The sequence below is a fragment of the Type-F symbiont of Plautia stali genome (assembly GCF_059731105.1).
The window spans coordinates 1,790,565-1,809,353 of the sequence record NZ_AP035909.1 but is presented as its reverse complement, the minus strand read 5'-3'; the positions used below and the strand labels follow the sequence as shown (position 1 = coordinate 1,809,353).

At 55.5% G+C, this 18,789-nt stretch carries 18 protein-coding genes and 3 tRNA genes; 11 read left to right on the top strand and 10 right to left on the bottom strand.

The genetic code is table 11. The features are described from left to right. Positions 1–163: 163 nt before the first annotated feature. Positions 164–952: a C40 family peptidase gene (locus AC6I7A_RS08520; protein WP_058956560.1), complete on the top strand. Its 789-nt coding sequence runs from the start codon at positions 164–166 to the stop codon at positions 950–952. A gap of 47 nt (positions 953–999) precedes the next feature. Here AC6I7A_RS08520 and cydH read toward each other — a convergent pair whose 3' ends face one another. Next, positions 1,000–1,089, bottom strand: a complete 90-nt coding sequence (cydH, locus tag AC6I7A_RS08515; RefSeq protein WP_122983609.1) for a cytochrome bd-I oxidase subunit CydH — start codon at positions 1,087–1,089, stop codon at positions 1,000–1,002. A gap of 281 nt (positions 1,090–1,370) precedes the next feature. Between cydH and purR the strand changes: the two genes are divergently transcribed. Beyond that, positions 1,371–2,396 carry an HTH-type transcriptional repressor PurR gene (gene purR, locus AC6I7A_RS08510; RefSeq protein WP_009090485.1) on the top strand — a complete coding sequence of 342 codons (1,026 nt, stop codon included), beginning with the start codon at positions 1,371–1,373 and terminating at the stop codon, positions 2,394–2,396. On the opposite strand, the gene punR is transcribed toward purR, so the two are convergent. Next, positions 2,393–3,298: a DNA-binding transcriptional activator PunR gene (punR, locus tag AC6I7A_RS08505; RefSeq protein WP_046101735.1), complete on the bottom strand. Its 906-nt coding sequence runs from the start codon at positions 3,296–3,298 to the stop codon at positions 2,393–2,395. The two genes, purR and punR, sit on opposite strands and share 4 nt — an antisense overlap. 106 nt (positions 3,299–3,404) lie before the next feature. On the opposite strand from punR, the gene punC reads away from it, so the two are divergent. Together punC and cfa are read left to right on the top strand one after the other, a co-directional pair. After that, positions 3,405–4,607 carry a purine nucleoside transporter PunC gene (gene punC / locus AC6I7A_RS08500; RefSeq protein ID WP_058956561.1) on the top strand — a complete coding sequence of 401 codons (1,203 nt, stop codon included), beginning with the start codon at positions 3,405–3,407 and terminating at the stop codon, positions 4,605–4,607. 308 nt (positions 4,608–4,915) lie between these two features. Then, positions 4,916–6,064 (top strand): cyclopropane fatty acyl phospholipid synthase, encoded by a 1,149-nt coding sequence (gene cfa / locus AC6I7A_RS08495; protein ID WP_058956562.1) that lies wholly within the window; start codon positions 4,916–4,918, stop codon positions 6,062–6,064. A gap of 238 nt (positions 6,065–6,302) precedes the next feature. Here cfa and AC6I7A_RS08490 read toward each other — a convergent pair whose 3' ends face one another. Continuing rightward, positions 6,303–6,962, bottom strand: a complete 660-nt coding sequence (locus tag AC6I7A_RS08490) for a riboflavin synthase (RefSeq protein ID WP_009090489.1) — start codon at positions 6,960–6,962, stop codon at positions 6,303–6,305. Between the two features lie 208 nt (positions 6,963–7,170). On the opposite strand from AC6I7A_RS08490, the gene AC6I7A_RS08485 reads away from it, so the two are divergent. From AC6I7A_RS08485 to AC6I7A_RS08460, 6 genes are all read left to right on the top strand, one after another. Beyond that, complete coding sequence (locus AC6I7A_RS08485) at positions 7,171–8,544, top strand: MATE family efflux transporter (protein WP_046101733.1); 1,374 nt, start codon at positions 7,171–7,173, stop codon at positions 8,542–8,544. Between the two features lie 153 nt (positions 8,545–8,697). Beyond that, positions 8,698–8,774 (top strand) — tRNA-Val (locus AC6I7A_RS08480). Positions 8,775–8,777: 3 nt separating this feature from the next. Continuing rightward, a tRNA-Val gene (locus tag AC6I7A_RS08475) sits at positions 8,778–8,854 on the top strand. Positions 8,855–8,865: 11 nt separating this feature from the next. After that, positions 8,866–8,942, top strand: a tRNA-Val gene (locus tag AC6I7A_RS08470). 351 nt (positions 8,943–9,293) lie between these two features. After that, entirely contained in the window at positions 9,294–10,706 is a 1,413-nt protein-coding gene (pykF, locus tag AC6I7A_RS08465) for a pyruvate kinase PykF (protein WP_009090491.1), read from the top strand. Positions 10,707–11,009: 303 nt separating this feature from the next. Further along, entirely contained in the window at positions 11,010–11,246 is a 237-nt protein-coding gene (locus AC6I7A_RS08460; protein ID WP_009090492.1) for a major outer membrane lipoprotein, read from the top strand. A gap of 139 nt (positions 11,247–11,385) precedes the next feature. Here AC6I7A_RS08460 and AC6I7A_RS08455 read toward each other — a convergent pair whose 3' ends face one another. The 7 genes from AC6I7A_RS08455 to sufA are packed head-to-tail and all read right to left on the bottom strand — an operon-like array spanning position 11,386 to position 17,985. Beyond that, positions 11,386–12,348: a L,D-transpeptidase family protein gene (locus AC6I7A_RS08455; protein ID WP_058956563.1), complete on the bottom strand. Its 963-nt coding sequence runs from the start codon at positions 12,346–12,348 to the stop codon at positions 11,386–11,388. Positions 12,349–12,404: 56 nt separating this feature from the next. After that, on the bottom strand, positions 12,405–12,821 hold the full coding sequence (sufE, locus tag AC6I7A_RS08450; protein ID WP_009090494.1) for a cysteine desulfuration protein SufE: 417 nt from the start codon (positions 12,819–12,821) through the stop codon (positions 12,405–12,407). 21 nt (positions 12,822–12,842) lie between these two features. Next, the gene (gene sufS, locus AC6I7A_RS08445) at positions 12,843–14,066 is read right to left on the bottom strand and encodes a cysteine desulfurase SufS (protein ID WP_058956645.1); all 1,224 of its coding nucleotides are present in this window, start codon (positions 14,064–14,066) and stop codon (positions 12,843–12,845) included. After that, the gene (gene sufD / locus AC6I7A_RS08440) at positions 14,066–15,346 is read right to left on the bottom strand and encodes a Fe-S cluster assembly protein SufD (protein WP_058956564.1); all 1,281 of its coding nucleotides are present in this window, start codon (positions 15,344–15,346) and stop codon (positions 14,066–14,068) included. Before sufD ends, sufS begins: the two co-directional genes overlap by 1 nt. Continuing rightward, entirely contained in the window at positions 15,321–16,067 is a 747-nt protein-coding gene (sufC, locus tag AC6I7A_RS08435) for a Fe-S cluster assembly ATPase SufC (RefSeq protein ID WP_009090499.1), read from the bottom strand. The genes sufD and sufC overlap by 26 nt, the downstream gene beginning before the upstream one ends. Before the next feature lie 42 nt (positions 16,068–16,109). Beyond that, complete coding sequence (sufB, locus tag AC6I7A_RS08430; RefSeq protein ID WP_046101730.1) at positions 16,110–17,603, bottom strand: Fe-S cluster assembly protein SufB; 1,494 nt, start codon at positions 17,601–17,603, stop codon at positions 16,110–16,112. A gap of 7 nt (positions 17,604–17,610) precedes the next feature. Beyond that, the gene (sufA, locus tag AC6I7A_RS08425; protein ID WP_009090504.1) at positions 17,611–17,985 is read right to left on the bottom strand and encodes a Fe-S cluster assembly scaffold SufA; all 375 of its coding nucleotides are present in this window, start codon (positions 17,983–17,985) and stop codon (positions 17,611–17,613) included. A 388-nt stretch (positions 17,986–18,373) separates the two neighbouring features. Between sufA and AC6I7A_RS08420 the strand changes: the two genes are divergently transcribed. Beyond that, complete coding sequence (locus AC6I7A_RS08420; protein ID WP_009090506.1) at positions 18,374–18,778, top strand: hypothetical protein; 405 nt, start codon at positions 18,374–18,376, stop codon at positions 18,776–18,778. Positions 18,779–18,789 lie beyond the last annotated feature (11 nt).

The window sequence follows — 18,789 nt, the reverse complement described above, 5'->3', positions numbered from 1 at the left end:
CATTTTCAGCACAATCGCGTGGGTTGCAAAGATTAACAATAAAAGGCATTACAGTTTTTAAAAGAACTGGACTAGAATGGCTTCGGCGCTGATCCTGGATCAGATTAATCTCAACTTTGTCGCGGTGCGTAGTGGCCCTGACAACTTAACTACTTAATGGACTATGCGTTTAATCATTACGCTTTTTATGCTGGCCTTTGCGCAACTGTTCTTCAACATCGCCGCCGCGTCTCCGCACGCTCCGGTGAACGTCAGTACGCATAAAGCAGAGAAAAAGAGTGCGCGCGAGGATGAGCGCCGCAAACGTCGCGTGGTGAAAACCACGACAAAAAAAACCCGTCTCAGCCCGGTTCAGAAACTCAAAACGAAAAAACAGAAAAAAGTTGAACTGACCGCTAAACAGACACCTGCCAAAAAAACCTCGCTTAAGACCGCCCGACTCAGCACCAAAGAGAAAAAACGCTACGGCCACCAGCGCCTGCTGAAAAACGCCGATGCCAGCGAGACCGGCACCATTAAAATGAGCAAATCTCACCGTCAGCGCTACCAGAAAGCGCGTGAAACAGCGATGACCAAGCTCATGGGCCAGCTGGGCAAACCTTATCAGTGGGGCGGCACCTCCCCCCACACCGGCTTCGACTGCAGCGGTCTGGTCTGGTACGCCTATAAAGATCTGGTGAAGTTTAAAATTCCGCGCACCGCTAACGAGATGTATCACCTGCGTGACGCTGCCCCTATCAAACGTGAGTCACTGGAAAAAGGCGATCTGGTCTTCTTCCGCATTAATGGCCGCGGAACCGCGGATCACGTCGGGGTTTACCTGGGTGACGGCAAGTTTATTCAGTCACCGCGTACCGGCAAAGATATTCAGATCAGTGCGTTAGGGGAAGATTACTGGCAGCGTCACTACATAGGTGCGCGTCGTGTAATGACGCCGAAAACCATTCGCTGAGCTGATGCAGCGTCAGAAAAAAGCCGGGAGAAGTCCCGGCTTTTTTATCAGTGCAGTACAGCGGTAAAACTAAAGGCCACAATCATCAGCAGGCAGCCGACAGTGGTCATTAACGCCAGTTTAAGATCGGTACTCATGGGTTGCTCCTTAACCACTTAATCATTGTGGTTATTCTATTTTCCCACAGCCGTGGGTAAAAATCTCGTTTTATCCGTTCAGCCTTGTTAGAATCCCGCCCTTGTTGCGCAACGCGCGCAGCCCTGATTCCGTTTGCGCACTTTTTCAGGCATTTATTCTCCGTCGGCCGCCGGTTTAATGCGCCATAACACGGCATTTTTGCGGAAAATACCCTGAGCAGACGCAAACGTTTAACACTACGCTTATCATACAGTTAGATAAGTCCTGGAGTCCGATTTTCATGGCAACAATTAAAGATGTGGCAAAACGCGCTGGCGTCTCCACGACCACAGTTTCGCACGTCATCAATAAAACCCGCTTCGTGGCTGAAGAGACGCGCGATGCGGTCTGGCAGGCGATCAAGGAACTGCACTACTCGCCGAGCGCCGTGGCGCGCAGCCTGAAGGTGAATCACACCCGGACGCTGGGGCTGCTGGCCACCTCCAGCGAAGCGCCCTATTTCGCTGAGATTATCGAAGCGGTCGAGAATCACTGTTTTGACAAAGGCTATACACTGATTCTGGGGAATGCGCATAACGACCTGCAAAAACAGCGCGCCTACCTCAGCATGATGGCGCAGAAGCGCGTCGATGGTCTGCTGGTCATGTGCTCTGAATACCCGGACGACCTGCTGCAGATGCTGGAAGAGAACCGCAATATCCCGATGGTGGTGATGGACTGGGGCGAGTCGCGCGCCGACTTCACCGATACGGTGCTGGATAACGCCTTCCAGGGTGGCTATCTGGCGGGACGCTATCTGATTGAGCGCGGCCACCGCGACATCGGTGCCATCCCCGGTCAGATGGAGCGCAACACCGGGGGCGGACGTCATGCCGGTTTCCTTAAGGCGCTGGAAGAGGCGGGCATTCAGCCGCGCGCCGAGTGGATTGTGCAGGGTGACTTTGAGCCGGAGTCGGGCTACCAGGCGATGCAGCAGATCCTGTCGCAGAAGCAGCGCCCCACGGCGGTGTTCTGCGGTGGCGACATCATGGCGATGGGGGCGATTTGCGCCGCTGACGAGATGGGTCTGCGCGTTCCGCAGGACATTTCGGTGATCGGTTATGACAATGTGCGCAACGCGCGCTATTTTGCGCCTGCACTGACCACCGTCCATCAGCCCAAGGCTCAGCTGGGTGAGAAGGCGCTGGATATGCTGCTTGATCGCATCACCAGCAAGCGCGAAGTGTCACAGACGATTGAAGTCCACCCCACGCTGATTGAACGCCGTTCAGTTGCGGATGGTCCGTTCCGCGACTATCGCCGTTAATCCTCGCTTAACCACTCCTGATTAAGCGTTTGCGCATCACCCAGATAGCTGAGTAACCAGCCTGTTGCCGGTGATGCGCGATCTTCTGCCCAGCTGACACAGCAGGGGCTGTCCGGAAACGCCTGCGGCAGCGTCAGTTCCACCAGCGCGCCGCTGTCGAGCAGTGGCCGGGCCAGATGGCCCGGCACCATCGCCACGCACAATCCCGCCTGCACACACTCCAGCCCGGTTTGCCATTCCGGCACCACCAGCCTGCGCTGATTGTCCAGCGTCCACGTCATGCGCCGCGGCAGCGCCCGTGACGTATCCTCCAGCACCAGCGACGGCCAGTGACGCAGCGTGTCATCATCAATCCGGGTTGCCTGCGTCAGAGGATGATCGGGTGCAACTACGCAGCGCCAGTTGAGCTTCCCCATATCCCGGAACGCAAACCGTCCGCCAACCGGTATCGCCTGGGTCGCGCCAATCGCGACATCGACCCGGCCATCGGCCAGGGCATCCCAGACCCCGTTGAAGACCTCATAGCTGATGTGCAGCTCCATGTCCGGGAAGTGGCGATAAAAATCTTTAACCAGCTGCCGGGTACGCTGCGGTTTGGCGATGCGGTCAACGGCAATGCTTAGCTGTCCGCGCCAGCCGTTAGCCAGCTGCTGACACTGCTGCCGGGTTGCGAGCATTTTTTTGATGACGCTGCGCCCCTCCCGGACAAAATGCTCTCCCGCCGGGGTCAGTACCACTTCACGGTGCTGACGCTCAAACAGCGGCACCGCCAGCCAGCTCTCCAGCTGGCGAACCGTATAGCTGATGGCAGACGGCACCCGATGTAACTCCTGCGCGGCGGCGCTGAAACTGCCCCCGCGTGCAACCGCGTCAACCACTTCCAGTGCATACTCTGACCACATAATCTGCCTTCAAAAATTTTAACAGCAACCGGCAAATATTACCGTTTCACAGCCGCAAACGCACCTTTTACACTCTGCCGCGTTTACCCTGCAAAATGAGAATCTGATGTTGTCGAATAAAGGATTTATGCCCTACCTCGCTCTGCTCAGCATGCTGGGCTTTTTAGCCACCGATATGTACCTGCCCGCCTTTGGCGCAATGCAGGAGACGTTCCGCACCTCGCCCGGCCTGATCAGCGCCAGCATGAGTCTGTTTCTGGCCGGCTTCGCCTGTGGTCAGCTCTTTTGGGGCCCGCTCTCCGATCGCATCGGCCGTAAACCCGTGCTGCTGGCCGGGCTGGCACTGTTCGCCGCTGGCTGTGCGGGTATGCTGTGGGTGAATGATATCTTTCTGATGCTGGCGCTGCGCTTCATTCAGGCGATTGGTGTCTGTGCTGCCGCCGTAAGCTGGCAGGCGCTGGTCATCGACCGCTATCCGGCGGCGCGCGCCAGCAAAGTGTTCGCCACGATTATGCCGCTGGTGGCCCTCTCACCGGCGCTGGCGCCGCTGCTCGGGGCCTGGCTGATCGGCCATTTCCACTGGCGTTCGATTTTCCTGGTGCTGACCCTGATTGCGGTGGCGCTGATCCTGGTTACGCTGCGTCTGCCCGCGGTGAAACCCGCTCCGCAGGAGAAAGGGGCACAGCCAGGCTTCTTCACGCTGCTTAAATCCCGCGTCTACAGCGGTAACGTACTGATCTACTCCGCCTGCTCCGCCAGCTTTTTTGCCTGGCTGACCGGCTCACCCTTTATTCTGGCGGGCCTGGGCCTTTCCCCCGCCGACATTGGCCTGAGCTATCTGCCACAGACGCTCGCCTTTTTAATCGGTGGCTTCGGCTGTCGCGCCCTGCTCAACCGCTTTAACGGCGCCCAGCTGCTGCCCTGGCTGCTGGGGGTCTACAGCCTGAGCATTCTGGCTCTGTTTGCGGTCGCGCTTTCGGGTCAGGGAACGCTGCTCAGCCTCATGGTGCCGTTCTGCGGAATGGCGCTGGCTAACGGAGCGATCTATCCGATTGTGGTCTCCAGTGCGCTGATGCCCTTCCCGCACGCCACCGGCAAAGCCGCCGCGTTGCAGAACACGCTGCAGTTGGGCCTCTGCTTCCTCGCCAGCCTGGCGGTGTCGGCGGGATTAACCCAGGCACTGCTGACCACCACGCTGATCATGACAGTGACGATTCTGCTCGCCCTGATCGGGTACGTCATGCAGCGCGCCGCAAGCGCACAAACTGTTGTTGCCACTCCGCAACCTGCCTGCCAAGATAATCATTAAGACGCTAACCTTTTAGTTAGCGCCCTAACAATAAGTCATTGAATATTGACCCGCGTGAGAATATACTCATCCGGGTCAACAAATCTGTAATAAATCAACAATATAATAACGTAATAATCTGATTGGCACGCTGTTGCCGGGACGGTATTCGCACGCGTTATTCCCTCTTACCGGCCCTGCTTCAGCCTGTTCCAGTCCTCTGTATCTTACAGATAATCGGTTTGCGGAATCCTCCGTGACGTTTCTCAATGCCTGACGAATTGGCTATTCTTTGTTCAGGTTCAGATTGGACAGGTGGTGGAAAAGCTATGAGTTCATCTTACGCAGAAGCAGTGACTCCTGAAGATAATCATTGGTATCGCATCGTTCACGAACTGCTGGAAAAAGCGGATATCGAAATAAATGGCTCACGTCCATGGGATATCCGCATTCATCATCCCGGTTTTTTTAAGCGTGTTCTGCAGGAGGGATCGCTGGGGCTGGGCGAAAGCTATATGGAGGGATGGTGGGACTGTGACCGTCTGGATATGTTCTTCCACCAGGTGCTTAAACATAAACTGGATCAGCAACTTCCGCACCATTTCAAAGATACCCTGCGCATCGCCGCCGCCCGCTTAACCAACCTGCAGTCCCGCAAGCGGGCCTGGATCGTGGGCAAAGAGCACTACGATCTCGGCAACGATCTCTTTTCACTGATGCTTGACCCCTACATGCAGTACTCCTGTGGCTACTGGAAAGAGGCCACGACGCTGGCGTCGGCGCAGGAAGCCAAGCTGGATATGATTTGTCGTAAATTAGCGCTGGAACCCGGGATGTCGCTGCTGGATATCGGCTGCGGCTGGGGCGGACTGGCGGAATTTGCCGCACGTCATTATGGCGTCAGCGTGCATGGCGTGACCATCTCTGCCGAGCAGCAGAAGCTGGCGCAGCAGCGCTGTGAAGGGCTGGATGTGACGATTCTGCTGCAGGACTATCGCGATCTGAACGAGCAGTTTGACCGCGTGGTGTCGGTCGGTATGTTTGAGCATGTCGGGCCTAAAAACTACGCGACCTATTTCGACGTGGTCGATCGTAATCTTAAGCCTGACGGGATTTTCCTGCTTCACACCATCGGCGCGATTAAAACCGATATGCGCGTTGACCCGTGGATCGATAAGTATATTTTCCCGAACGGCTGCCTGCCTTCGGTGCGTCAGGTGGCCGATGCCAGCGAGCCCCATTTTATTCTGGAGGACTGGCACAACTTTGGTGCAGATTACGACAGGACGCTGATGGCATGGCATGAACGCTTTTTGCAGGCCTGGCCTCAGCTGGCTGAGAGTTATGGCGAGCGCTTTAAGCGTATGTTCGCCTACTATCTCAACGCCTGTGCCGGTGCATTCCGCGCGCGCGATATTCAGCTGTGGCAGATCGTCTTCAGTCGTGGCGTAGAGGGGGGATTGCGCGTGGCGCGGTAGAGGAGCCGGTTGCGCCGCAAGGCCTGCCGAAGTCAGACCCGCGTTAACCGCAACGGAGAAGCTAAAGGCGCAGGGAACAGGGTCAGAAGAGGAAAGCGTCACGCGCCAGGGAGAGCGCGTGTCGAGCGTGTCAGGGATGACGGCTTTTGCGTCTTTCCGATCTGACCCTGTTTCCTGTGCAGGTGCAATCTCACAGCGAATCGGGTCAGCGGTTCAACAGGCGCTGTCACGCCTGATATTAACTCTCTGCGGCAGGTTGCCCGGTCAGCGCGCTCATGGCTGCCGCAGCATCACGCTGGGCGAGCACGCGCTCCACGGTCTCGACGATGGCCTGAGTGTGTGGATCGATCTCAATATTGACCCGCTGTCCAAAGGTCTTCGCTCCCAGCGTGGTACGCTCCAGCGTTTCCGGGATCAGATAGACGCAGAACTTCGTTCTGGTCACATCCCCGACCGTCAGGCTGATGCCGTCGATACCGACGAACCCTTTATGCAGAATATATTTCATCTGTGCCGGGTCCTGGATTTTAAACCAGACTTCGCGGTTATGTTCTGACTGGATAATTTTGCAGATCTCAGCGGTGGTCATAATGTGGCCCGACATCAGATGCCCGCCGATTTCATCGCTGAATTTTGCTGCCCGCTCGATATTGACCACGTCGCCCTCACGCAAATCGCCGAGGTTCGTCACCCGCAGCGTCTCTTTGATCAGATCAAAGCTGACACGATCGCCGTCGATTGCCGTCACGGTTAAGCAGCAGCCGTTATGCGCGACGGATGCGCCCAGCGCCAGACCCGGCAGGAGTTCTTCCGGCAGCCGGACAGTATGGGTACGAAACAGCTCTTTCTCTTCGATGGACACGATCTCTGCCATGCCCTGCACAATTCCGGTAAACATAATCTTTGCCTCTGAAAATCCGACGTTTGTGCCAGTTTACCACAGCTCAGGCCCGCTGTTAGATTTCAGCCCCTGCTACGGCGTTGAGTCAGTGCAAACCGCATTGTGTGACAAAGATTGGCGAATGGGGTTACGCCAGTTACACTAACTCACGAAATTCCCCGGGCTTTTTGCCCCTTTTCATTCTTATAACTCGTCAGGTGTTAACGTGCAGAAGTATTTAACAGAAGCGCGTCAATTGCTGGCCCTTGCGATCCCGGTCATCCTTGCTCAGGTGGCCCAGACCGCAATGGGATTTGTGGATACCATTATGGCCGGCGCCGTCAGCGCCACGGATATGGCCGCCGTTGCTGTCGGCACCTCTGTCTGGCTTCCGGCCATCCTCTTTGGTCATGGTCTTCTGCTTGCATTGACGCCCACCGTTGCGCAACTCAACGGTTCAGGTCGCCGCGAACGCATCGGTGAACAGATCCGCCAGGCATACTGGCTCGCCTTTTTTGTCTCCCTGCTGATTATGGTGCTGCTGTGGCACGCGGGTTACCTCATCCGCGCAATGCACGATATCGATCCCCGGCTGGCCCTGAAGGCAGAAGGCTATCTGCATGCCCTGCTGTTCGGCGCACCTGGCTATCTCTTCTTCCAGGTGCTGCGCAACCAGTGTGAGGGATTGTCGAAAACCAAGCCGGGTATGGTGCTGGGCTTTCTCGGCCTGATGTTTAACATCCCGCTCAACTATGTCTTTATTTATGGTCACTTCGGGATGCCGGCACTGGGCGGGGTGGGTTGTGGTGTGGCAACCGCTTCGGTCTACTGGGTAATGTTTATCTGCATGCGCTTCTGGGTGCGCCGGATGGGTTCGATGCGTGATATCCGCATGGAGAGCCGCTGGTCGCCGCCTTCGCGTGTCATTCTCACCCGCCTGATGGCGCTGGGATTGCCGGTGGCGCTGGCGCTCTTTTTTGAGGTCACCCTGTTTGCCGTGGTGGCGCTGCTGGTGTCGCCGCTGGGCATCGTCAATGTCGCCGGCCACCAGATCGCGCTCAATTTCAGTTCACTGATGTTCGTGTTACCGCTGTCGCTGGGTGTCGCGACCACTATCCGCGTCGGCTACCGCCTGGGTCAGGGCTCCACCGAGCAGGCCCGGGTCGCCGCGTGGACGGCGCAGGGTGTCGGCATCAGCATGGCGGCGCTGACCGCGATTTTTACCGTGACGTTCCGTCACCAGATCGCCCTGCTCTACAACGACAATCCTGAGGTGGTGACGCTGGCCGCACAGCTGATGCTGCTGGCGGCGATTTATCAGTTCTCCGATTCGATTCAGGTGATCGGCAGCGGCATTCTGCGCGGCTATAAAGATACGCGATCCATTTTCTTCATCACCTTTATTGCCTACTGGCTGCTCGGTCTGCCTGCCGGGTATCTGCTGGCACTGACCGACTGGCTGGTGCCGCGTATGGGACCTGCGGGCTTCTGGTGCGGTTTCATTATCGGCCTCACCTCGGCAGCGGTGATGATGATCTGGCGCATCAGACGCTTACAGCGTTCACCGGCGGCCATTATCCTCGCCCGCGCGGCGCGATAATCCACAAAAGCGGGCCATTTATGGCCCGCAGCGCCGAAAAAAACGACGGTTAGCACAGTTGCTGCGCAGTCACAGTGAAAAAACGATTTTCCCCTTGCCAGCCTCACACGCTGCCGTTAATATTCGTCCCCGCTGTCGCCCTGACAGCATGTTGCGCTCTTAGCTCAGTTGGTTAGAGCACCACCTTGACATGGTGGGGGTCGATGGTTCGAGTCCATTAGAGCGCACCAAGTGCGTCCGTAGCTCAGTTGGTTAGAGCACCACCTTGACATGGTGGGGGTCGGTGGTTCGAGTCCACTCGGACGCACCAATATTCAGTATGCGCTCTTAGCTCAGTTGGTTAGAGCACCACCTTGACATGGTGGGGGTCGATGGTTCGAGTCCATTAGAGCGCACCACTTTCAGAATTCCTTCAGCTTGCGCAACTCCCTCTATATTGATCTGCATCGCGTCTCCCTTCTGCTTTTTGATTGGTTTTCGCATACTTAGCGTCTATACTGTCCCCCGTTGTTTACTTGAAAGGTTTCAGCGATCACGTGCTTACTGCGATAACTCAAATGATTTGCGCAACAACAGCGTGGTGGTTACCAACCGTAGCCGCACAACTTCCCTGCACGCCTGGCCTTCGTCACCTATTCTTATTCAGTACTGCCCTTTTCAGTTTCAGTCTCAAATCAGAAATTTCACTTCGATGCGCTGCCATCGGATTCCGCCCTTATTCATCCATCACAACTTACAGATAATCCGTCATGAAAAAGACTAAAATCGTTTGTACTATCGGCCCGAAAACCGAATCCGAAGAGATGCTGACTCAGCTGCTTGAAGCTGGCATGAATGTTATGCGTCTGAACTTTTCTCACGGCGACTACGCTGAGCACGGCCAGCGCATTACCAATATGCGCGCCGTGATGCAGAAAACCGGTCGTCAGGCCGCTATCCTGCTGGACACCAAAGGCCCTGAAATCCGCACCATGAAACTGGAAGGCGGTAACGACGCGGCGCTGAAAGCGGGCCAGACCTTTACCTTCACCACCGATCAGAGCGTGATCGGCAACAGCGAGCGCGTTGCCGTCACCTACCCTGGCTTCACGGCTGACCTGAAAATCGGCAACACCGTGCTGGTCGATGATGGCCTGATTGGGATGGAAGTGACCGAAGTCACCGAAAACACCGTAGTCTGTAAAGTACTGAACAACGGCGACCTGGGTGAGAACAAAGGCGTTAACCTGCCAGGCGTCTCAATCCAGCTGCCTGCGCTGGCTGAAAAAGACAAACGCGATCTGATTTTTGGCTGTGAGCAGGGTGTGGACTTTGTCGCGGCTTCGTTCATCCGTAAGCGTTCAGACGTGCTGGAGATTCGTGAGCACCTGAAACAGCACGGCGGTGAGCACATCCAGATCATCTCCAAAATCGAAAACCAGGAAGGCCTGAACAACTTCGACGAAATTCTCGAAGCGTCAGACGGCATCATGGTTGCGCGTGGCGACCTGGGTGTTGAGATCCCGGTTGAAGAAGTGATCTTCGCGCAGAAGATGATGATCAAGAAATGTAATAAAGCGCGCAAAGTGGTCATCACGGCGACCCAGATGCTCGACTCCATGATCAAAAACCCACGCCCTACCCGCGCAGAAGCCGGCGACGTGGCGAACGCCATCCTGGATGGCACCGATGCGGTCATGTTGTCAGGTGAGAGCGCCAAAGGTCGCTATCCGCTGGAGTCGGTCACCATCATGGCGACCATCTGTGAGCGTACCGACCGCGTGATGAAATCGCGCATCGACAGCCAGAACGATACCCGTAAGCTGCGTATCACCGAAGCCGTCTGCCGCGGTGCGGTTGAGACCGCTGAGAAGCTGGAAGCGCCACTGATTGTGGTGGCGACCGAAGGCGGCAAATCGGCTAAAGCGGTGCGTAAATACTTCCCGAACGCCACCATCCTGGCCCTGACCACCAATCAGACCACTGCACGCCAGCTGATCCTGAGTAAGGGCATTGAGACACGCCTGGTTTCTGAGATCGCGTCGACCGATGATTTCTATCGTCTGGGTAAAGAAGCGGCGCTGGAAAGCGGCTACGCTCAGAAAGGGGATGTCGTGGTGCTGGTTTCCGGTGCATTAGTACCAAGCGGAACTACCAACACCGCGTCCGTACACGTCCTGTAAAACCTGCGTCAGCGGTTATTTAGAAGCGCCTTTAAGAGGCGCTTTTTTTATTTCCTCTTAAACCAAATACCAGAAAATTCCAATCGAAAATAACTATTCAAATACTCTTAATATTAAGGTTAATCCGATTAAATCTCTCTGTTTTCGCTAAATTTTTTTATCATATTCTGGGATTCGCTGCTTCTTTGAGCGAACGATCAAATTTAAGCATCTTCTCATCAAAAATTTATTCTCAACTTAAAAAGCTTTGTGTAATACTTGTATTGCTACATGGAGATTAACTCAATCTAGAGGGTATAAATAATGAATCGTACTAAACTGGTACTGGGCGCGGTAGTTCTGGCTTCAACTCTGCTGGCTGGTTGCTCAAGCAACGCTAAAATCGACCAGCTGTCTTCAGACGTTCAGACTCTGAACGCGAAAGTTGACCAGCTGAGCAACGACGTGAACGCAGTGCGTTCAGACGTTCAGGCTGCTAAAGATGACGCAGCACGCGCTAACCAGCGTCTGGACAACCAGGCTCACTCTTACCGTAAGTAAGAGTTCTGGTTTAAAAATGGCGCCTTTATGGCGCCATTTTTTTTGCCCCTGCCAGGCTCTATCCGGCACCTTTCTGTCAGGGTTTAACGTCCTTTGCCTCCTTCCCTGCTGCCGCACTCTCTGTCGGCACCGCGGCACTTTACAGCCCTTCGGGCGGCACGGTATCACTCTCTACCGATTCACCACTGCTGACCAGTACAGGCATGCCTGAGCGTCGTGCGATGCTGGCTTTAATCAGCGCCCGGTCACTCTTCTCACTTTTCATAAACTGCCTGAGTCCGTCGCTGAGCGCAATGGTCTGCGTCTGCGGATCATCTTTGTCATTGCGAGACAGCGGCTGGTGCACTTCAACGTAGCGTTTACCATCCGGCTCGATGGCGTACTTCACCGGCTGATTGATAATCTGCACCCGTGTCCCCTCAGGTACGGCGTTAAACAACGCTTCGATATCTTCGGAACGCAGACGGATGCAGCCGGAGCTGACGCGCATGCCGATGCCAAACTTCGCATTGGTGCCGTGGATCAGATACTGGCCCGTGCCGCGCGCCAGACGCATGGCAAACTGCCCCATCGGGTTATCCGGTCCGGCAGGCACCATGGCGGGCAGCGTGACACCCTCTTTCGCGTAGCGTTTGCGGATGTTCGGGGTTGGCGTCCAGGTAGGGTTGGGGATCTTCTGGCTGATACGGGTGACCATCACGGGAGTGGCTGCCCCTAACTGGCCAATGCCGATGGGATAGACGATGACTTTGTTTTCGCCTTTGGGATAGTAGTAGAGACGCAGCTCGGCAAGATTCACCACAATGCCTTCGCGTGGCGTATCGGGCAGGATCATCTGTAGCGGTATCGTCAGTTGCGTGCCCGCCTTGGGCAGCCAGGGATCGGTCCCGGGATTCGCCTCCAGCATCCCCAGCAGACCAACCTGGTAGCGGGCCGCAATCGCTTCCAGCGGCTGTTTGTTATCGGGAACCTGAGTCAGGACGTTTTCGCCAATCAGGCGACTGTCAGGTGGCGGCAGCGGATATTCCGTGGCGAATGCGGGTGCAGAGAGCCCAAAACAGGTCAGCAGCAATGCACCGGCTAAACGTAAAGCTGGTTTCATGCAATTTTCTCGTCAGATAAAAAAACAGACGCCGGATGGCGTCTGTCGAGTGTAGCTTAGCTGAGGTTCTGAGCGGTATGGCGAATAGACCGAATCATCGCCTCCAGCCCCTGCGACCGGGTGGGCGTCAGGTGCTGCATCAGGGCCAGTTCGCCAAACCAGTGGCGGACATCCAGCGCCAGAATCTCGGCAGGTGGCAGGTTCTGATAGAGACTAATTACGATAGCAATCAGTCCCTTAACGATAGCGGCATCGCTGTCACCTTCGAAGGCGATGGTGCCATCGGCCTGCGGCGTCATTCTGATCCACACCTGGCTCTGGCATCCCGAGATGACGTTTTCCGGCTGGTGCAGGGTTTCAGAGGATTCCGGAAGTTTCGAACCCAGTTCAATGATGTACAGGTACTTCTCTTCCCAGTTGGCGCAACGGTTAAAGTTACGCACCAGTTTCTCTTTTTCAGGCAAATTCGCCATCAGTCACTCCGTTAAAACTGTTCAGCCGCCCAGCAGACGATGAATGCGCGTCAGACCCGCAGCCAGACGATCCACCTCTTCTTCACTGTTATAGAAGGTGAAGGAGGCGCGGCACATCGCAGGCACGTTGTAGTGCTGCATCAGCGGCATGGCGCAGTGATGGCCGGTACGGATGGCAATACCATACTGATCGAGGAAGCTGCCGACATCGTAAGCGTGGTGCTTACCGAGATTGAAGGCGATAACACCGGCGCGCGACTGCGGGCCATAGATGCGGATGTCCGGGACGGTGCCCAGCTTATCCAGGGCATAGTTCATGAGCGCCGTTTCACGCTCATGAATGGTATCAAGTCCCAGCGCCTGCACGTAGGCCAGTGCCGCACCAAAGCCGATAATGCCGCCGGTATTGGGGGTGCCGGCTTCAAAACGCCACGGCGCGCTGTTCCAGGTAGTGCCCGTCGGCAGCATGACGCGGTCAATCATCGACCCGCCGCCCTCCCAGGGTGGCATCTGGTCCAGCAACGCTTTGCGTCCATAAAGGATACCTACGCCGTTCGGGCCGTAGAGTTTATGGCTGGAGAAAACATAGAAATCACATCCGATATCCTGCACGTCAACTTTGTCATGCATCACCGCCTGCGCACCATCCACCAGGGTAACAACACCCGCGGCTTTGGCCTGCGCCACGATCGCTTTGACCGGGTTAACCGTGCCGAGCACGTTTGAAACATGCGTCACGGCCAGCAGGCGCGTGCGGCTGTCAATCAGCCCCGCCAGCTGCTCAAGCGCCAGCTCACCGTTGTCATTCAACGGCAGCACACGCACTTCGGCTCCGGTGCGCTCAGCCAGCATCTGCCATGGAACGATATTGGCGTGATGCTCCATCTCAGTAATGATCAGGTTATCGCCAGACCGGAGCTGACTGCTGCCCCAGCTGTTGGCCACCAGATTGATGCCTTCGGTGGTACCTTTGACGAAAACAATCTCTTCCTGCGACGAAGCGTTCAGGAAACGGGCGGCCTGATCGCGCACGTTCTCCATATCACTGGTTGCCTGCTGGCTCAGCGTATGGATGCCGCGATGCACGGCCGCATAGCCGTGCTGGTAAAAATGACTCTCGGCATTGATCACCGAGAGGGGACGTTGTGCGCTGGCGGCACTGTCAAGGTAGGCCAGCGGATGACCGTTGACCTCTCGCTTCAGGATAGGAAAATCAGCCCTGATGCGGTCGAGATCGAAGTTCATCATACGTCGCCTCCGGGAAAACGTTGCGCGATACGCTGCAGTACGGCCTGACGCATCACCGGATTTTCCAGTGTTTCGGTCAGTTCTGCCGCAAAGGCGTGGATAATCATGGTCTGCGCAGCATCCTGCTCAATACCGCGCGAACGCAGATAGAACATCTGCTCGTCATCGATACGGCCGATGGTGGCGCCGTGGCTGCACTTAACGTCATCCGCATAGATTTCCAGCTGCGGCTTGGTATCGACCTCTGCCAGCTTGCCCAGCAACAGGTTGTTGTTGGTCATCTGCCCATCTGTCTTCAGTGCATGCTGTGCCACTTTGATGTGACCGTTAAACACCGCACGGCCTTTGTCACGCACGATGGTCTTATGCATCTGACGGCTGACGCAGTGGCCTTTATTGTGCTCCAGGTAAGTACGGGTATCCGCGACTTCCTGTTTCACCGGCAACACCAGGCTGTTAATCGCCAGCGTACTGTTCTCGCCGTTCAGCTGCGTGCTGGTATTGTGGCGCGACAGACCGGCACCCAGCAGGAAGCTGGTACTGCTGACCTGCGTATCGTTACCCACCACCAGATCGTTGTGCGCAAAGTGATAGCTATTGCTGCTTTCAAACGCCAGTTTGGTGTGGGTCAGCTTTGCATTATCTCCAATCGCGCAGGTAAAGCGCGAACCGGTGAAATGGGCCTGATCGTTGAGTGAAACGTAGTGCTCAATCACTTCCGCTTCGGCGCTCTCTTCCAGCTGCAGGTGATGACGATAATGAACAGTGTTCATGCCCGTCTGCTGACCGCTGGTGATATGCAGCAGGTAGACCGGGCGCGCTGCAGATTTACCGCGTGCCAGACGCAGGGTGGTCACCTCTTCTGCCAGGCTTTCGGTCAGATGCAGAAACACTTCCGGCTGAACGGCAGCGGGCAGCGGACGACGCTCGGCGGCCACGCTGTGCTGAATCTCAAACAGCTCGGTGTCGCGGCTGCTCAGCGCCGCCTGGAACTGACCGTCAACGAAGACCAGGCGGATGGCATCCAGCGGCAGCGCCAGTGCATCAACCTGTTCAGCGCTCAGGGTCTGAGGCGCGTCAGGCAACACAAACTGCTGTGACAGCAGCGTGTCCAGCGGGGTGTATTTCCAGTTTTCATGCTTGCGGGTTGGCAGGCCAACGCGCATCAGTTGCTGCCAGTGCTGCTGAGCCTGCAGAGAACGCACGTCGCCGCGCGACTCAAACAGGTGATGCCACTGTTGCAGCGCAGAATCACTCTTCGTCGGTAAGCCAGCCATAACCTTGCTCCTCCAGCTGTTTCACCAGCGAGAAGTCGCCAGATTTCACGATTTTGCCCTGATACAGAACATGAACGAAGTCTGGCTTGATGTAGTCCAGAATACGCTGATAGTGGGTCACGATGATAAAGGCACGCTTTTCGTCACGCAGGCTGTTCACACCATTGGCAACGATTTTCAGCGCATCAATGTCCAGACCGGAGTCGGTTTCATCCAGGATGCAGAGCTCAGGCTCCAGCGCCGCCATCTGCAGGATGTCGTTACGCTTCTTCTCGCCGCCGGAGAAGCCGACGTTAACGGAACGGGTCAGCAGATCTTCCGGCATCTTCAGCAGCTGAATTTTCTCTTCGATGAAGTCCTGGAAATCAAAGCGATCCAGCTCTTCCTGCTGACGGTATTTGCGCACCGCGTTTACCGACGTCTGCAGGAAAAACTGATTGCTGACGCCGGGAATTTCGACCGGATACTGGAACGCCATAAAGATACCTTCACCAGCGCGCTCTTCCGGTGCCAGCTCCAGCAGATCTTTACCGTTGAAGCTCACCGAACCGCCGGTCACTTCATAATCTTCGCGGCCTGCCAGCGTGGCTGACAGCGTACTTTTACCTGAGCCGTTCGGGCCCATGATGGCATGCACTTCGCCTGGTTTAATTTCGAGATTCAGGCCACGCAGAATGGCTTTATCTTCAACACTGACCTGCAAATCTTTAATGCTTAACATACTTATTCCTTCACGTTGCTTCCGGCAAGGCGTGTGACGGCATCAGCCCACACTGTGCTCAAGGCTGATGGCTAACAATTTCTGGGCTTCCACGGCAAATTCCAGTGGCAGCTCGGAGAATACGTCTTTACAGAAGCCGTTCACGATCATCGAGATGGCGTCTTCTTCACTGATACCGCGTTGCAGACAGTAGAACATCTGATCTTCGCCGATCCGTGATGTCGTGGCTTCGTGCTCCAGCTGAGCGGTGTTATTGCGGGTCTCCACATACGGGAAGGTATGGGCGCCGCAATCCGGGCCGATCAGCATCGAGTCACACTGCGTAAAGTTACGCGCGTTGGTGGCGGTTGGCATGATTTTCACCAGACCGCGATAGGTGTTCTGACTTTTACCGGCCGAAATCCCTTTAGAGATGATGGTCGATTTGGTGTTTTTACCAATGTGGATCATCTTGGTGCCGGTATCGGCCTGCTGACGACCGCTGGTCAGCGCCACGGAGTAGAACTCACCCACCGAGTAGTCCCCGCGCAGAATGCAGCTCGGGTATTTCCAGGTGATCGCAGAGCCGGTTTCCGACTGTGTCCAGGACATCTTGCTGTGGTCACCTTCACACAGCGCACGCTTGGTCACGAAGTTGAGGATACCGCCCTCGCCTTCACCGCCAGGGAACCAGTTCTGAACCGTCGAGTATTTCACTTCGGCGTTTTTGTGGATGATCACTTCCACCACGGCCGCATGCAGCTGATAGCTGTCACGCACCGGGGCTGAACAGCCTTCGATGTAGCTGACATAGCTGTCTTCGTCGGCAATCAGGATGGTGCGCTCGAACTGACCGGTTTTCGCAGCGTTGATGCGGAAATAGGTCGACAGCTCCATCGGGCAGCGCACCCCTTTCGGGATATAGACAAAGGTGCCGTCTGAGGCGACCGCGGAGTTCAGCGCGGCAAAGAAGTTGTCATTCGCCGGCACGACGGTGCCCAGATACTGCTTCACCAGCTCAGGGTGTTCCTGAATCGCTTCGCCAAAAGAGCAGAAGATGATGCCCTGCTCCGCCAGCTTGCCGCGATAGGTGGTGGCGACTGAGACGGAGTCGAAAATCGCGTCAACCGCCACTTCACGGCCTTCGCGAACCGGCACACCCAGCTGATTAAAGGCGTTTTCCACTTCCTGCGTCAGATATTCACTGGCGGGCGCGCTGCCTGAGGCCTGGGTGGCACCCGGCTCCGACGCGCAGCTATCGTCACAGCTGCCGCATGAGGGCGCGGAGTAGTAGCTGTAATCCTGATAGTCGAGCTTCTCGTAGTGCGCTTTCAGCCAGTGAGGCTCTTCCATTTCAAGCCAGGCATGAAACGCTTTAAGACGAAACTCCAGCATCCACTCTGGCTCGTTACGCTTGGCCGAAATCGCGCGCACGACATCTTCGTTGATGCCGTTGGCAAATTCTTCGGTTTGCAGTTGGGTAAAGAAGCCCTCTTTGTAGTTGAGCTTGCCTTCCCAGATTTGTACATCGTCAGATGTTTCGCTGTGTCGTGACATATTTCACTTACTCGACGCCAAAGCTCTCACCGCACCCGCAGGCGTGCTGAGCTTTAGGGTTATTGAATTTAAAAATCTGATTCAGGCCTTCGCGAACATAGTCCAGCTCGGTGCCATCAACGAATGGCATCGCCTGAAGCGGCACAAACAGCGTTGCGCCGTAGAATGAAAACTGCAGATCGTCTTCGACAGGCTCTTTCACCAAATCCATAACGTAGCCGAACCCGGCGCAGCCGGATTGTTTCACGCTGAGTCGCAGACCCTTGACATCAGGGTCCTGAGCCGCCAGATTGAGAATTTGTTGCGCTGCGGTTTCAGTCAGCGTCAGCCCTTTCCAGACGAAATCGTCAGGTGAGAAAGAGTCTGTATTAACGGATGCCATATTGATACCTCTTGAGTCCGGACCTTTTCAGGCTATCCCCCTATGGTAGTGATCTCACCGATCACTTCAACCTCTTGTTTTGCAGGGATAATCATCTTGTGCTGTTTTATTTGCTTAATAATTAAGCATAGCCTCTTCAGCTCACTGTGTGGTGAGAACGTCAGCCTTAATAAGCCAGTGATAACCTATTAATAAATCACTCATTTTAAAATAACCCTTTTTGATAAAAAGGCTTATTGATAGGTTACGCCTTTCTGCGATGTAAACAGATTGTTATTTCCGATTATACCGACAGGCAGGATAAATCGTTAAATTTTTCTGCCCGCGCATTGCAATCCCTGAACAGTTGAATATGATAATTATTATCATTCACATTCAGGATGGTTTCATGACGCTCTCTGTCTCAGCCTGGCTCCAGCACAAAATCGATGAATACCAGTTCAGCATCCGCGATATCACCGTCGACTTTTACATGGCGCAGGCAAAGCTTGATCGGGCCGACTGCACGATACATCAGCTGCGTCAGTTCAACGATGCCTGTCAGGATATGGCAGAGATCTGCCAGTTGAATGGTGACGACCAGAGTTACCTGCATGCGATGGGAAAACTGCATCATCGCCTGGTTCAGGAGATGGGAAACAGCGAACGCGACCGCCTGTTCCGTATTCAGGCTTACCAGCTGGCGCGCCTCTCCCTGACCCGCCTCTGCCATCAACTGGCTCTCGTCGGCGAGTGGAACAAAGCCTCCGCGCTGCAAAGCGACTTCGTACGTCACGCAGGCTGGATATTCTAATGCAGCCATGC